Here is a 14,122-nt window from a genome sequence, read left to right on the forward strand (position 1 = left end):
CCGCATGCCTTGCCCGGCAAGGACCAGCCGGAGCGCGCCTGTGCATGCCGATGCGCCCTTGGCACGCTCTCTGCCTTGGATCAGTCTTTGCTCCTCTCTCCTGCTGACACTTGCCCAGGACTCCCGCCATGCCAAAAACGCCCTCTTCCAAAAAGACCGCCGCCACCGCCATCAAAAAGCCCACGCCTGCCAGTAGTGCTGACGCGCCGCAAACGCTCACGGGCGCTTGCACGAGCGATGTCACGCAAACTGCCACGCGCGCAGCCACCGGGGCCGATGCCGCGTACGACCGCGCCGTGAAAGAGCGGCTTGCTCCCCAGCCCAAGGCCTTGGGCTCGGACACGGTCGGCAACGTGGTCTCCAACGAGGATCGCGTGCTGACCACCAACCAGGGCATGCCGATCGGCGAGGACGACAACTCGCTGCGCCTGGGCGCACGCGGCCCCACGCTGCTGGAAGACTTCCTGCTGCGCGAGAAGATCACCCACTTTGACCACGAGCGCATCCCTGAGCGGGTGGTGCACGCGCGCGGCGCCGCCGCGCATGGTTACTTTGAGCTGCATGAATCGCTGGCGGATTTCACCACGGCCGATTTCCTCCAGCGTGTGGGGACGCAGACGCCGGTGTTCGTACGCTTTTCCACCGTGGCGGGCTCGCGCGGCTCCGCGGACCTGGCGCGCGACGTGCGCGGCTTTGCCGTCAAGTTCTATACGCGCCAAGGCAACTACGACCTGGTCGGCAACAATATGCCGGTGTTCTTTATCCAGGACGCCATCAAGTTTCCCGACTTCGTACACGCGGTGAAGCCGGAGCCGCACAACGAGATCCCGCAGGCGGCGTCGGCCCACGATACGTTCTGGGACTTCGTCTCGCTGCAGCCGGAGTCGATGCATATGGTGCTGTGGACCATGTCGGGCCGCGCCCTGCCGCGCAGCTTCGCCACCATGGAAGGCTTTGGCGTGCATACCTTCCGCCTGATCAATGCCGAGGGGCGCGCCACCTTCGTCAAGTTCCACTGGAAGCCCGTGCTGGGCGCGCACTCCCTGGTCTGGGACGAAGCCCTCAAGATCAATGGCAAGGACCCGGACTTCCACCGGCGCGACTTGTGGGAGTCGATCGAGAACGGCGCCTTCCCCGAGTATGAATTCGGCGTGCAGCTGGTGCCCGAGGAGGACGAACACAAGTTCGGCTTCGACCTGCTTGACCCGACCAAGCTGATTCCCGAAGAGCTGGTGCCCGTTCGCCGCGTGGGCAAGATGGTGCTGAACCGCAACCCGGACAACTTCTTCGCGGAGACCGAGCAGGTGGCCTTCCACCCCGGGCACCTGGTGCCGGGGCTGGATTTCACCAATGACCCGCTGCTGCAGGGGCGGCTGTTCTCCTACCTGGATACGCAGCTCACGCGCCTGGGCGGCCCCAATTTCCACGAGCTGCCGATCAACCGCCCACTGTGCCCGGTCCACAACAACCAGCGCGACGGCTTCATGCGCCAGACGGTGGTGAAGGGACGCTCCAGCTATCAGCCTAATGGCGTGGGCGGCGGCTGCCCGTTCCTGGCTGGCGAGACCGATGCGCATCTGGTCTATGCGGAACAAGCCGCGCAAGGCGCCGCCAAGGTGCGCCGGCGCAGCGATACGTTCTCCGATCACTTCTCGCAAGCCAACCTGTTCTGGCGCAGCCAGACCGATACGGAAAAGGGCCAGATCGTGGATGCCTACACCTTCGAGCTCTCCAAGGTGGGACTCCCGGAGATCCGTGCCCGTGTGGTTGGCCAGCTGGCCCATATTGCGCCGGAGCTGGCCGCTGGCGTGGCAAGCAAGCTCGGGATTGACGTGGAGCCCGTGGGCAAGCCCGTCGAGATCGATGACTACGGCCTGGCCGCTTCGCCGGCGTTGAGCCTGGAGTCGCAGCCCAAGGGCGACATCCGCGGCCGCAAGATTGCCGTGCTGGTCGCGGACGGCGTGAGCGGTGCTGCGGTGGCCTCGCTCAAGACGCGCGCCGAGAAGGCAGGGGCATCCGCCAAGGTCATCGGCCCGCGCGCCAATGGCGTGACCTCCGCCGAAGGCAAAACGGTGCCGGTGGACCACGCGTTGTCCTCTGTGGGCTCCGTGTTGTTCGATGCCGTCTATGTGCCGCAAGGCGAGGTCGACGCCCTGCAGGCCGACCCCGCCGCCCTGCTCTTCATCTGCGAGGCCTACAAGCATTACAAGCCGATCGGCGCGGGTGGCAGCGGCGCGGTGCTGGTTGCCGCCGCCGCGCGCGCAGCCGGGATCGACGGCGGCTTTGCCGGTCCGGGCGTGGTGCTCGCCAATAAGGAGGGAGAGGCCGAGCACGATGCGTTCCTGGAAGCCGTGGGTGAGCATCGCTGGTGGGCGCGCACGGACGCTGCGCGCGTCATGGCCTGAGTGGCCGGCGCCATGTGCGATACGGGCCCGCCAGCGCTGGTGATCTCGCCCCACCTTGACGACGCGGTATTCAGTTGCGGCGCATGGCTGGCAGCGTGTCCCGGCTCCATGGTGGTCACCGTGCTGGCGGGCCTGCCACCCGCATCCGTGGCAGCGCCGCCGTGGGACGCGGGTGCGGGCTTTGCCAGCGCGCGCGAGGCGGTGCTGGCCAGGCGCGAGGAAGACCGCACCGCGCTCGCCATGCTGCAGGCAACGCCGCTCTGGCTGGACTTTCTCGACGGGCAGTACGGCGTGCCAAGCGCGCTGGCGGCGCTCGTGCAAGCGTTGTCAGAGGTCGTGGCGGCACATCCGGATGCGCCGGTGCTCGCGCCCGCCGGGGTCTTCCACAGCGACCATCTCCTGGTGCACGCCGCCTGCGCGCAGGCATGGGCCGGCAGCCGGGAGCGGGCCTGGCTGTTCTACGAGGATGCGATCCACCGCCGTACCCCCGGGCAGCTTCAGCGGCAACTGGTGAACTGGCATGCAGCCGGCGTGGCGGCTACGCCGCAGACGCCCCTGCGCGAGCCCTCGCATGCGGCCCGCAAGGCCCGCGCGGTGGCCGCCTATGCCAGCCAGTTGCCGCTGTTCAGCGGCGCACAACTGGCCGATTTATCCGCGCCCGAACGCTACTGGCGATGGCTTGCTAAGGATTGCGCTTAAGCGCGCGCGTTCGGCTTCAGGCTTGCGCTTACTTGAACAGCATGCTGACCATCACCAGGGCCAGCAGGCCGAGATAGACGCGCGCATGCACCCGGTCGGGGATGCGCCCGGCCAGCGGGGCGGCAAGGCGGATGCCGGCCAGGGAGCCGAGCGATAGCAACCCGAACGCGGCAAGGTCGATGTACCCCAGATAGCCGCTGCCCAGCGCCACCGGCTGGTACCACGCCATGGCCACGTAGGCCAGGGTGCCCTGCACGGCAATCGGCAGGCTCAAAGGGTTAGCCATCGCCGTGGCTTGCGTCATGCTCAGGCCGCGGCGGCGTAGCAGGGGCACGGTCATGACGCTGCCACCCACCCCGAGGAAGGTGGCGACCAGGCCGATCGCCAGGCCGCCCGCCACCGTCTTCGCCTGCCCGAGCCGCTGGGGCGAACCCTCCCCGGCGCGCCAGGCAATCGAGCAGCGTGACGCCAAGGTAGGCCACAAAGGCAAGGCGCACCACGTCACTGCTCGCCAGCGTGGCAGCGCCGGCGCCCATGACCGCGCCCAACCCGATAAATCCCGCCAGCGGCCATACATAGGGCCACAGGATGTTGCCCGCCAGGCGGTGCTTGCGTGTGGCGAGCGAGGCGCTCAGGATCATCACCGCCGTTGAGGTCGCGACGGCTATGTGCATGGCGGACTGGCCTGGCGCGTGCGCATCGGCGGCGCTCAATGCGCGGTAAAGCAAAGGCACCACCACAAACCCGCCGCCGAAGCCGAACAGCACGGTGGTCACGCCTGTCAGGCAGCCGAACAGGATAAAGAGGAGATAAAGCATCGCAGAAGAGGAATGGGTTCCAGGTCAGTCCACGATACGTGCGGTTGGCATGGCCAACTTTCGAAGATTGGTCAATAATGTTTGTGTTTCAGCCATTGAGACTTCTGACATTAGGCCATTTGGCCGTTCCACCCCTGCCGCCGCCCTTCCCCTCCATGCTCAACGTCCGCATCGACGACTACGACCACGTGCCCAGGCCCGTGGTTGCGATCGGCACCGACTACCCCAAGGGCTACCTGCTGCCGCGCCACGCCCATCGCCGCGCGCAACTGCTCTATGGCGCCACCGGTGTGATGCACGTGGCTACGCGCGATGGCAACTGGATCGTTCCGCCGCAGCGCGCGGTCTGGATTCCGCCGGGGATGGCGCATGAGGTCACGATGCTGGGCGTCAGCACGCGCAGCCTGTATATCGAGCCCGGCGCCGTGCCCGGGCCGGGCGATACGTGCCAGGTGGTGGGGATATCTGCCTTGATGCGGCAGTTGCTGATTGGCGCGGTGGAGATGCCCGCGCATTACGATCCCGACGGCCGGGACGGCGCACTGGTCACCCTGCTGCTGCACGAGATCGCGGGCTTGACGGCGCTGCCCTTGCATATTCCGCTGCCGCGCGATGCGCGGCTCGCGCCGCTGTGCCACGCCTTTCTCCGGCAGCCCGACACGCATGATTCGCCGCAGCGCTGGGCGCTGGCGCTGCATATGAGCAGCCGGACCTTCAGCCGGTTTTTCCGCGAACAGACGGGCATGGCGTTCTCGGCATGGCGCCAGCGCGCCTGCGTGGTCCTGGCCCTGTCACGGCTGGCCGCCGGCGACGCCGTCACCCGCATTGCCCTGGATTTCGGCTATGACAGCCCGGCGGCATTCTCGACCATGTTTCGCCGCGTGCTGGGCCACGCCCCAACTGAATACTTGCAGCTGGGCATGGGCAGCCAGCCCGCCGCCGCTAAGCCGCTGGCCGCCGCATTGCTGCCTGCCAATTTGCCCGTCGAAGCCCCGGCCACATCTAGGCGTGGCATCGCCGCGCCATTTGTATGCTACGGAACAAGGCGAAATCCCAGACACGCGTCAGAATAGGCTGTCGGCGCAACATCAGACGCGCAGCAGGCTGCCCTCCCGCCCCGGAACCTATATTGCAAACAAAGGACGCGGGGAGCACCTGTGTTGCCTCGACCTATATCGGCCGTTTCGGCCATTTTCTTTCGTCGGAGTACTTCAAAGGGGAATGTAATGAGCAATATGGAAGCGGGTTGCCTGCAAGCTAGCCGTACGTCGCACCAGGCCGCCGCCGCGGTGGCTGCCTGGCCGGACTTTGTCACCGCGCGGGTGGCGGGGCACGAGGTAGAACGCGTACAGAAGCGCTGGGGCGGCAGCCACCTGCTGCACGGCCGGCAACCCGGGCCCGACGCGGTGCATTTCTCTAGCAACGACTATCTTTGCCTGCTCGGCGAAGACAAGCTGGTGCGCGCGCAGACGGCCGCCATGCGCGGGCCGGATAGCGAGTTGCTGATGTCGGCGGTGTTCCAGTATGGCGACAATCCCACCAGCCGGCTGGAGCGCAAGCTGGCGCAGTTCAGCGGCGCCCAGGACAGCATCCTGTGCCAGTCCGGCTGGGTGGCCAATGTGGGCCTGCTGCAGAGCATTGCCAACGAACGCACGCCGGTCTACCTGGACATGCTGGCCCATATGTCGCTGTGGGAAGGCGCCCACGCTGCGCGTGCCCGTGCCGTGCCGTTCATGCACAACGACGCCGAGCACGCCGAGCGCCAGATCCGCAAGGACGGCCCCGGCATCATCGTGGTGGATTCCGTCTACAGCACCAATGGCAGCTTGTGCCCGCTGACCGATTTCGTCGAAGTAGCGGAGCGCACCGGCAGTGTAATCGTGGTTGACGAGTCACATTCTCTCGGCACGCACGGGCCTGGCGGCGCCGGCCTGGTGGCGCAGCTCGGACTGTCGAAGCGGGTTCACTTCCAGACGGCCAGCCTGGCCAAGGCGTTTGGCGGCCGTGCCGGCCTGGTGACCTGCCCGTCGTCGTTCAAGGGGTACTTCGCGGCAGAATCGCGCCCGGCCATTTTCAGCTCGGGGCTGCTCAGCCATGAACTGGCCTGGTTCGACGCCGCCACGGATTTCATCGTCGGGGCGGACGATCGCCGCAGGCAGCTGCACGCGGTATCGGCTCACGTGCGCCGCGCGCTGTCCGGGCTGGGCTACAACGTCTCGGCGGGATCCGAGCAGATCATCGCGCTGGAGTCAGGCACCGAGGAGCAGACGCTCGTATTGCGCAATGCCTTGCAATCGCGCGGCATCTTTGGCGCCGTCTTTTGCGCCCCGGCCACCGCGCGCGACCGCGCGCTGATGCGGTTGACCATGCATGCCCACCTTACCGCCGTGGAAATCGATCGCCTGATCCAGGTCTGCGCGGAAATCCGCAATGAGGTGAACCTGGCCGGCTGGCGCTCCACCCAGCGCAAGCCACGCACGCCCGTGGCGCGCCCGCCGATGGCCAGGCAGACCGCGCTGCAAGCCAGCCTCGAAGCGCTGCACGGCACGGCCTGAAGCAGGCTCAGCTTGCCGCGCCGCCGCCCGGGCCGGGCTTGGCAGCCGGGAACTCGAGGACGAACTCCGTATATTCGTGCTCGACCGAGCTGCAATGGATCCGCCCATCCCAGGCCTCGAGGGTCTCCCGGCAAAAAGCCAGGCCGATGCCGGTTCCCTCGTTGCGCGGATAGGTGTGGAAGCGCTTGAAGATGGACGGCAGTTCGCGCTCAGGCACCCCGGTGCCGGTATCGCGGAAAATCAGCCGGTTGCGCCGGGTGCCATGCTCCAGCCGCAGCCGGATATCGCCGTGCCCTGCTCGCGCCAGCGCGTGCAGCGCGTTCTTGATCAGGTTGAACAGCACCATGACCATCAGCTTCTGGTCCGCGTGGATCAGGAAATCCTCCTCCAGATCGGCGCGCACCAGCTCCCGCTGGCCGGCTTCGAACGGGTAGCGGGAGAGCGCCTCGTCCACCGCCTGGCCCAGCAGGAAATGCTCGCTGGGCCCGTGCAGGGTCTTGGCGCGCGCATTGACCAGCAGCACGTCGATGCCGTGGTTCATGCGGTCGACCTCCAACTGGATCCGCGGCAGCGCATCCTTGAGCAGGCCAAAATGCGCCCGTGGCAGGTGCAGCGAGTTCTCCGGCGTCTCGTTTTCCTCATAAAAGCGGATCAGCCCCGGCAGGTACCGGCCCATGCCGAGCGCCGTGGAGCCGATGCTGCGGATCGGCGTGCGCAACTCATGGGCCACCGTGCCCAGCGCTATCGCCATGCCGTCCAGCTTTTCCTGGATCAGGATGCGCTGGTCGATCTTCAGCACAGCGATGGTACAGATGGTGAAGCCGATGATCGGCAGCTCCATCGGCCAGTTAACCTCAAGCATTGCAGCCGGCGGCGGCGTGACGAAGTTATAGACCAGCCACGCCATGGCCGTGCCCACCACCAGGGAGGTGGCGCCACCCAGCCAGCCGCTGAAGTTGAAAAGGATGATGACGGCGATCACGAGCGACTGGGACCAGACCAGGTTGCCGTGATTCATCAAATACATGTAGACGAAGAAAAACGACAAGCTGTACGTCAATGTCGCCAAAAAATGCGCAGGAAGCCATTTCTTGTCGCGCAGGTCGCGCGAGACGATCAGCGGCAGGCACAGGACCATGGCCACCAGCCGCAGGGCCAGGCTCTCGTAAGGCTGGGGAAACCAGAATTTCCAGATCAGGTAGAACGCCGGGTAGCCCGTAAAGGCGAGCCACCCCAGCAGGCGGATGCGCTTGACCTGGGCTGGCTGGCGGATATCGAGATGGACTTCCCTGGCAAGCACCCGGCGCAGGCGCATCGCGCTTTCACCGCAACTGCGTTGAATCTGGGCAAGCATGTTGAGAACCGGCTGATGGCTGATGGTGGCAACGATGCGAAAGTGTAGCCGGATACACCGGCTTTTTTCCCGGCTTTGTGCGCTTTTCGTAGCTTAGGCTGGAATCCGCCATTGGCTTGCCGCGCCCGGTTTCAATCCAGCAGGTGCCCCATCCGCTCGCGCTTGGTCTCCAGGTATTTTTCGTTCTCGGCGTTGGACGGCACGATGTGGCGCATCTGCTCGACCACCTTGATGCCTGCGGCTTCCAGCGCCTGCTTCTTCTTCGGATTGTTGCTCATCAGCCGGATCGACTTGACGCCCCACTGGTGCAGCAGGTCGGCCGCAAACGCGTAGTTGCGGCTGTCGATTTCCTGGCCCAGCGCCAGGTTGGCGTCGACCGTGTCGAGCCCGCCGTCCTGCAGCGCATAGGCGCGGATCTTGTGGCCCAGGCCAATCCCGCGCCCTTCCTGGCCGCGCAGGTATAACAGGATGCCGCGGCCTTCCTCGGCGATCTTCTTCATGGCCAGGTCGAGCTGCTCGCCGCAGTCGCAGCGGCACGAGCCGAACACGTCGCCGGTCAGGCATTCGGAATGCAGGCGGGTCAGCACGGCCTCGCCGGTGATGTCGCCGACGCTCAGCGCAAGGTGTTCGATGCCCGAAACGGCACCCTTGAAGGCGTGGGCGGTAAATTCGCCAAAACGGGTCGGCAAGCGGGCCGAGCCGATCAGCTGGATCTCTGTGTCGTTCATGTCAGTCGGAGTTTGGCGCCGGCCTTGGCGGCGCGGCATCGGGGCGCTTGATAGCGTCTAGTCCGCTACGGTAGCACGAGCGGGGCCGGATCGCTGGCGGGCAAGTAGCCGGGAGCCCGCCAGCGGCGTGTCTTTGGCCTGAAAGTCGCGTTCAAACGTGCCCCTCGGGCACCTTCTTAGTCGAGCTCGATCGGCTGGCCGTGGGGCGTGCGCCGGGCCGCAGCGTCCCACGCGTCGCGCCTGTCCAGCAGCGCGGCGCCGTCGACCAGGCCCTTGGCAGCCGCGAGCCGCTCCAGCGCGGTCAGCCAGAAGCGGTAGTAATGCTCGCCATTGTCTGGGTCCCCGCCCGCCTGGGCTTCGCGGATGACCTGGGACAGGGTGGCCGCCCATTCCGTCCAGGTAAAGGCGCCGCGCTCATGCAGGGCGAGCGCCAGCGCAAAGGCCTGTGCTTCCCACGGCTCACGGAAGACCGGGCCGGTGCTGTCGCAAGGCAGCGCCGGCAGCGCTGCCCGGATGGCCTGCAGGTTCGCCGGCGCGGTCGATGCGGTCGATGCGGTCCTGGGATCAACCATGGGCCACCTCCGCCGGGTCAAGGTAAGACTCCCAGCAATCCGCGCAGACCGACGCCGCGGTGGTGTCGGCGCCCCACAACTCGGTAGCGGCAAAGCGCACGGTGTAGAGCCACTGCGGCTGGTCGCCCGCGCCGGCCGCGCTGGCGTCCGGAAACACATGGGCGCCATGCACTGCCACGATCTCGCCTTGCCGGCCGCGGCAATAGCGCGGCAGCCGGGTGTGGCCGGCGGGATGCATCTGGCGGGTGCGTACCCGGTCACCCACATGGAAGCGGGCTTCTCCGGGCGCTGGCCGGGCGCTGGGCGTGCCGCGCGCCAGGGCCGGGGCCACCTGATCCGCGCCAAGGATGCGCGCGAGGGGCAGTGGCGGCGCGGTGGATGCGCCGCTGGCGATTTCCTCCGCGCTGGCCAGGCCGGTCTTGACCAGCATGGCCTTGAGGCCTTCGAACCAGATCTGGTAGTAGCTGCTGCCAAGGTACTGCGCCGGAGGCAGGCTTTCACGGGCCGCGCGCATGGTGTCGATGTTCCACTTGCCCACCGCACCCATGGCGAGCGTGAGCGCGAGCATGCGGCGCTCCCAGCCGGCGTGGAACACCGGCTCATCGGGTTCCGGGCGAACCGAGCCGAAGCCCTGCATGCCGCCAAGGTCCTGGCCACCGTTCATTGCGGCTCCTTTGCCGTTGCCGGCGCGGTGACGTCGCGCAGCAGCCCCGTGCCGATCATCGCGTCGCGGCTCACCAACTCCGCCAGCGCGTCCTCGCTCCAGCCCTCGGTGCCGGCCGGGCGCATGGGCAGCACCAGGTAGCGCAGCTCGGCGGTGGAGTCCCACACCTGGATCTGCACCGCCTCCGGCAGGGTAAAGCCAAAATCGCGCAGCACGCCGCGCGGGTCGATCACCGCCCGGGCGCGGTAAGGCGCGGACTTGTACCAGACCGGTGGCAGTCCCAGCACCGGCCAGGGATAGCAGGAGCACAGGGTGCAGACCACCATGTTGTGGGTGGCGGGCGTGTTCTCCAGCACGATCATGTGCTCGCCCTGGCGGCCGGTGAAGCCGAGCGAGGCAATCGCAGCCGTGGCGTCGGCCAGCAGCCAGGCCTTGTAGGCCGGGTCGGACCAGGCCTTGGCCACCACGCGCGCGCCGTTGCGCGGGCCGATGTGCTGCTCGTAGGTCTCGATCAGGACATCCAGCGCGGCCGGGTCGACATAGCCCTTCTCCACCAGCAGGGATTCGAGCGCACGCACGCGCAGGTCCATCTCGGAGAGCGTGCTGCCACCGTGGTCATGGTCATGGTCATGGTCATGGTCATGGTCGTGCGGGGGAGCGGCAGGCGAGTCGGCAGAGTCTTGGCGCATCGGTGTTTTGGGAGATCGTTCGGGGATCGTTCTGGCACGGACACTGCGAAACAACCAGTATGGCCGCGCCTTTGGCGCTTGGCAATCCGCCCGGCGCCGTCGGAGCGAGGCGGCCTGCGCTCATGCCATCGCCTCGGCGGGCAGCATCGCCTCCAGCACGGCCAGGGTATCCGCGTCATCGATGCGCTTGTCGGTGCGCCAGCGCAGCATGCGCGGGAAGCGCACCGCGATGCCGCTCCTGTGTCGGCTGCTGCGGGCAATGCCCTCGAAGCCCAGCTCGAACACCAGGCTGGGCGCCACACTGCGCACCGGGCCGAACTTCTCTACCGTGGTCTTGCGCACGATGGCATCGACCTGGCGCATCTCCTCGTCCGTGAGCCCCGAGTACGCCTTGGCGAAGGGCACCAGTGCACGCTGCGGATTGCCCGCCGGCGCGTTCCAGACGGCGAAGGTGAAATCGGTATAGAGGCTGGCGCGGCGGCCGTGCCCGCGCTGGGCGTAGATCAGCACGGCGTCCACGGTGTAGGGGTCGATCTTCCACTTCCACCATACGCCGGTGTCCTTGGTCCGCCCGGCGCCGTAACCTGCCCCCGCCTGCTTGAGCATCATGCCTTCCACGCCCATCTCGCGGGAGGCCTCGCGCAGGCGGGCGTAGGCCGGCCAGTCTGGCGCGCTGACCAGGGGGCTGAGTTCCAGCGCCGGATGCTTGTGCCGTGCCTCCAGCGAATCCAGCTGGCGGCGACGCTCGACGTGCGGGCGCGCGCGCCAGTCCTCGCCCTGCCATTCCAGCAGGTCGTAGGCCAGCAGGATCACCGGGGTTTCACGCAGCAGCCGGGCGCTCAGGTTCTTGCGGCCGATGCGCTGCTGCAAGCGCGCGAACGGCTGCGCGCGGCGCCCTTCCCAGACCACGATCTCGCCGTCGAGCACGGTGCCGTCGGGCAGGCCGCGCGCCATCTCCACCAGTTCCGGAAAGCGCTCGGTCATCAGGTCCTCCCCGCGCGACCAGATCCAGGTCTCGCCGCCGCGCTTTACAACCTGGGCGCGGATACCGTCCCATTTCCACTCGACCAGCCAGTCCCTCGGTGGGCCGAGCACCGTGGCGAAGTCCTCCGGGTCCGCCTGCAGCGGGTGGGCGAGGAAGAACGGATACGGCTGGCCGCCAATGCGCGCTTCGGCACCCTCCCCGCCCACCGGGGCCAGCAGGGCGAGATAGCGCTGCGGGCCAGGGCGCGCCGACAGGTCCGTGTAGCCCACCAGCCGTTCGGCCACGCGCTTGGGGTCGATGCCGGCCACTTCGCCCAGGGCGCGAGTGACCAGCAGCCGCGACACGCCCACGCGAAAGCTGCCGGTGATGAGCTTGAACAACACCAGCCGCGCCGGGGTGTCCAGCACCTGCCAGAGCGCGTCCAGGCGCGGCAGCAGCGTCTCGGGCGGCAAGCCCCGCAGCGGCAGCAGGCGTTGCTCCACCCAGTCGGCCAGGCCGTCTTCGTCGGTATGAGCCGCGGGTGGCAGCAGCAAGGCAATGGTCTCCGCCAGGTCGCCCACCATCTGGTAGCTTTCCTCGAACAACCAGGGTGGCAAGCCCGAGGCGGTCTGCGCCAGTTCGCGCAGCACCGCCACCGGCACCAGCTGGCGCGGCTTGCCGCCGGCCAGGAAGTACACCGCCCAGGCGGCGTCGCGCGGCGAGGCGGCGCGCAGGTAGGCTACCAGCGCGGCCAGCTTGGCGTTGCTGGAGGTGGTGGCGTCGAGATCCGCGTAGAGCGCGGCGAAGGCCCTCATGCCGGGGCCTCGCCGGCGATGGCAACAGATGCGGCCGCCTCGGCATCGCCAGCGGCGGCGGCGTCCTCGTCCCCGTACTCGGTCTGGAACGCCTGCGCCTGCCAGCCACCTTCGTTCAGGTAGCGCACCATCACCGGCACATTGCCGTGGGTGACGATGACGCGCTGCGCCCCGGTGGCCTCGATGGCGGACAGCAGCCCGGGCCAGTCGGCGTGGTCCGACAGCGCGAAGCCACGGTCTACGCCGCGCCGCCGGCGCGTGCCGCGCAACTGCATCCAGCCGCTGGCGAAGGCATCCGCGGCATCGCCAAAGCGCCGCATCCAGCTGGAGCGCTGGGCGGACGGCGGCGCCAGCACCAGGGCCTGGCGGAAGGCCACCGGCTTGCCAGGCAGATCTGTCGTGCGCAAGGTGGGCGGCAGGGCCACGCCGGCCGCCTCGTACGCCGCGTTGAGCGCGGCCATGGCGCCGTGGGTGACGATGGGCCCGTGGCCCTCGCCGGCCGCTGCCAGCCCATGCAGGATCCGCTGGGCTTTGCCAAAGGCGTAGCAGTACAGCACGCTGGCGCGGCCCGCCTCGGCATTGGCGCGCCACCAGGCGTGGATCTCGGCCATGATCCGCGCCTGCGGCTGCCAGCGGTAGACCGGCAGGCCAAAGGTGCTCTCGGTGATGAAGGTGTCACAGCGCACCGGCTCGAACGGCGCGCAGGTGCCGTCGGCCTCGACCTTGTAGTCGCCCGAGGCGACCCATACCTCGCCGCCGTATTCCAGCCGCACCTGGGCCGAGCCGAGCACGTGGCCAGCGGGATGCAGACTCAGGCGCACGCCGTGGTGATTGATGCTCTCGCCGTAGGCCAGCGTATCGAGCCGGATGCCGGGCAACCGCGCCAGCATCACGCCCCGGCCGGGTTCGGCGCACAAGTAACGCCCATGCCCGGGGCGGGCATGATCGGCATGGGCGTGGGTGATGACGGCACGCTCCACCGGGCGCCAGGGATCGATGTAGAAGTTTCCAGGCGGGCAATAGAGTCCTTCAGGCCGGGCGACGATGAGGTCCATGTTGGGGTGACGCAAGCAAGGTTGACCCGGCGTAGAGCCGCAAGATCCGGGCAAGGGCCGTCGCGCCACGATACACCGGCGCCGGCGGGGCATGGATATTGCCACTGGCGGTAGCGGAGTTTGTTTTTCGCTCCGCGTTTGCCCGGTGTTCGACAGCGCCGCAGGAGGGCCGTCCATGCCACCCAGATTTTTCGTCAAGCGCCTCGGAGGCGCCCTTGCCTTGCTGCTCGCGGGCGCGCTGGCCAGCGCGCCGCTCCACGCGCGCCTGCCCCCGCTTTCGCCAGAGCAGCAACAGGCCGCCGACGCCCGCAAGGCCAAGGAAGCGGAGGAAGCCAAGCGGCAGGTCGAAGCGTTGACGCAGGTGCAGGACACCCTGGCCGCCCGCTTCGGCAAGGGCGGGGGAACCTCGGCGCAATCGTCGCCCGCCCAGATTCCCCAGAAGGCTGTGGAGGCGCCAGGCAACGCCGGGCCAAGCGGCGGCACATCGCCGAGCGCCGAGGCACACAGCGGCGAGGCGGCGCGCAAGTAAGTGCCGCCGGAACCTGCCTTGCCATTGCCCTTCCTGGGCCCCTCGCGGCACGCCGCATTTACAAGCGCATGCCAAAGCTACACGGTGACCGGGCACTGCCGCCTGCCCTGTTTCCCCCTGTTTCATTCCTACCCACCGACTCCAGGAGCCCGACATGACCCAGCAACCAGCCCATACCCCCCATGCCGACCCATCCGCCGGCGCGCTTGCCGGCAAGCGCGTTGCGCTGCTGGTCACCGACATGTTCGAACAGGTCGAGCTCACCGGCCCGCGCC

Annotated in this window: 11 protein-coding genes and 2 pseudogenes; 5 read left to right on the top strand and 8 right to left on the bottom strand. The window is 67.8% G+C overall.

The window, feature by feature from the left end; translation table 11 throughout:
- The first annotated feature begins 128 nt into the window (after nucleotides 1-128).
- On the top strand, nucleotides 129-2,405 hold the full coding sequence (locus ACYP5B_RS13875; protein WP_459570072.1) for a catalase: 2,277 nt from the start codon (nucleotides 129-131) through the stop codon (nucleotides 2,403-2,405).
- A 12-nt stretch (nucleotides 2,406-2,417) separates the two neighbouring features.
- A complete protein-coding gene (locus ACYP5B_RS13880; protein WP_318233448.1) occupies nucleotides 2,418-3,104 on the top strand; it encodes a PIG-L deacetylase family protein in 687 nt (228 codons plus the stop codon).
- A gap of 28 nt (nucleotides 3,105-3,132) precedes the next feature.
- Here ACYP5B_RS13880 and ACYP5B_RS13885 read toward each other — a convergent pair.
- A pseudogene (locus tag ACYP5B_RS13885) lies at nucleotides 3,133-3,922 on the bottom strand (sulfite exporter TauE/SafE family protein).
- A 155-nt stretch (nucleotides 3,923-4,077) separates the two neighbouring features.
- On the opposite strand from ACYP5B_RS13885, the pseudogene ACYP5B_RS13890 reads away from it, so the two are divergent.
- Together ACYP5B_RS13890 and cqsA are read left to right on the top strand one after the other, a co-directional pair.
- A pseudogene (locus ACYP5B_RS13890) lies at nucleotides 4,078-4,833 on the top strand (AraC family transcriptional regulator); the annotation flags it as partial.
- 315 nt (nucleotides 4,834-5,148) lie between these two features.
- Nucleotides 5,149-6,477, top strand: a complete 1,329-nt coding sequence (gene cqsA / locus ACYP5B_RS13895; RefSeq protein ID WP_459570076.1) for an alpha-hydroxyketone-type quorum-sensing autoinducer synthase — start codon at nucleotides 5,149-5,151, stop codon at nucleotides 6,475-6,477.
- 7 nt (nucleotides 6,478-6,484) lie between these two features.
- Here cqsA and ACYP5B_RS13900 read toward each other — a convergent pair whose 3' ends face one another.
- The 7 genes from ACYP5B_RS13900 to ACYP5B_RS13930 form a co-directional block, all read right to left on the bottom strand.
- Nucleotides 6,485-7,831 (bottom strand): sensor histidine kinase, encoded by a 1,347-nt coding sequence (locus ACYP5B_RS13900; protein ID WP_459570078.1) that lies wholly within the window; start codon nucleotides 7,829-7,831, stop codon nucleotides 6,485-6,487.
- Nucleotides 7,832-7,962: 131 nt separating this feature from the next.
- A complete protein-coding gene (gene ribA / locus ACYP5B_RS13905; RefSeq protein WP_043355124.1) occupies nucleotides 7,963-8,559 on the bottom strand; it encodes a GTP cyclohydrolase II in 597 nt (198 codons plus the stop codon).
- Nucleotides 8,560-8,735: 176 nt separating this feature from the next.
- Nucleotides 8,736-9,131 (bottom strand): nitrile hydratase accessory protein, encoded by a 396-nt coding sequence (locus ACYP5B_RS13910; RefSeq protein WP_459570082.1) that lies wholly within the window; start codon nucleotides 9,129-9,131, stop codon nucleotides 8,736-8,738.
- On the bottom strand, nucleotides 9,124-9,795 hold the full coding sequence (nthB, locus tag ACYP5B_RS13915; RefSeq protein WP_459570084.1) for a nitrile hydratase subunit beta: 672 nt from the start codon (nucleotides 9,793-9,795) through the stop codon (nucleotides 9,124-9,126). The genes ACYP5B_RS13910 and nthB overlap by 8 nt, the downstream gene beginning before the upstream one ends.
- Nucleotides 9,792-10,484 (bottom strand): nitrile hydratase subunit alpha, encoded by a 693-nt coding sequence (gene nthA / locus ACYP5B_RS13920; protein WP_459570086.1) that lies wholly within the window; start codon nucleotides 10,482-10,484, stop codon nucleotides 9,792-9,794. Before nthA ends, nthB begins: the two co-directional genes overlap by 4 nt.
- A 120-nt stretch (nucleotides 10,485-10,604) precedes the next feature.
- Nucleotides 10,605-12,263 carry an ATP-dependent DNA ligase gene (locus ACYP5B_RS13925; protein WP_459570091.1) on the bottom strand — a complete coding sequence of 553 codons (1,659 nt, stop codon included), beginning with the start codon at nucleotides 12,261-12,263 and terminating at the stop codon, nucleotides 10,605-10,607.
- Nucleotides 12,260-13,318, bottom strand: coding sequence for a ligase-associated DNA damage response exonuclease (locus ACYP5B_RS13930; RefSeq protein WP_459570093.1), 1,059 nt, complete (start codon nucleotides 13,316-13,318; stop codon nucleotides 12,260-12,262). The genes ACYP5B_RS13925 and ACYP5B_RS13930 overlap by 4 nt, the downstream gene beginning before the upstream one ends.
- 175 nt (nucleotides 13,319-13,493) lie before the next feature.
- On the opposite strand from ACYP5B_RS13930, the gene ACYP5B_RS13935 reads away from it, so the two are divergent.
- Complete coding sequence (locus tag ACYP5B_RS13935) at nucleotides 13,494-13,847, top strand: hypothetical protein (RefSeq protein WP_459570095.1); 354 nt, start codon at nucleotides 13,494-13,496, stop codon at nucleotides 13,845-13,847.
- Nucleotides 13,848-14,122: the final 275 nt, after the last annotated feature.

This window comes from Cupriavidus sp. 8B, assembly GCF_054589115.1.

Coding starts and splice junctions, on each gene's coding strand:
- ribA (WP_043355124.1), bottom strand. CDS start 8,559: ATGAACGACACAGAGATCCAGCTGATCGGCTCGGCCCGCTTGCCGACC.
- nthA (WP_459570086.1), bottom strand. CDS start 10,484: ATGCGCCAAGACTCTGCCGACTCGCCTGCCGCTCCCCCGCACGACCAT.
- cqsA (WP_459570076.1), top strand. CDS start 5,149: ATGAGCAATATGGAAGCGGGTTGCCTGCAAGCTAGCCGTACGTCGCAC.
- ACYP5B_RS13925 (WP_459570091.1), bottom strand. CDS start 12,263: ATGAGGGCCTTCGCCGCGCTCTACGCGGATCTCGACGCCACCACCTCC.
- ACYP5B_RS13935 (WP_459570095.1), top strand. CDS start 13,494: ATGCCACCCAGATTTTTCGTCAAGCGCCTCGGAGGCGCCCTTGCCTTG.
- ACYP5B_RS13930 (WP_459570093.1), bottom strand. CDS start 13,318: ATGGACCTCATCGTCGCCCGGCCTGAAGGACTCTATTGCCCGCCTGGA.
- ACYP5B_RS13875 (WP_459570072.1), top strand. CDS start 129: ATGCCAAAAACGCCCTCTTCCAAAAAGACCGCCGCCACCGCCATCAAA.
- ACYP5B_RS13910 (WP_459570082.1), bottom strand. CDS start 9,131: ATGGTTGATCCCAGGACCGCATCGACCGCATCGACCGCGCCGGCGAAC.
- ACYP5B_RS13900 (WP_459570078.1), bottom strand. CDS start 7,831: ATGCTTGCCCAGATTCAACGCAGTTGCGGTGAAAGCGCGATGCGCCTG.
- ACYP5B_RS13880 (WP_318233448.1), top strand. CDS start 2,418: ATGTGCGATACGGGCCCGCCAGCGCTGGTGATCTCGCCCCACCTTGAC.
- nthB (WP_459570084.1), bottom strand. CDS start 9,795: ATGAACGGTGGCCAGGACCTTGGCGGCATGCAGGGCTTCGGCTCGGTT.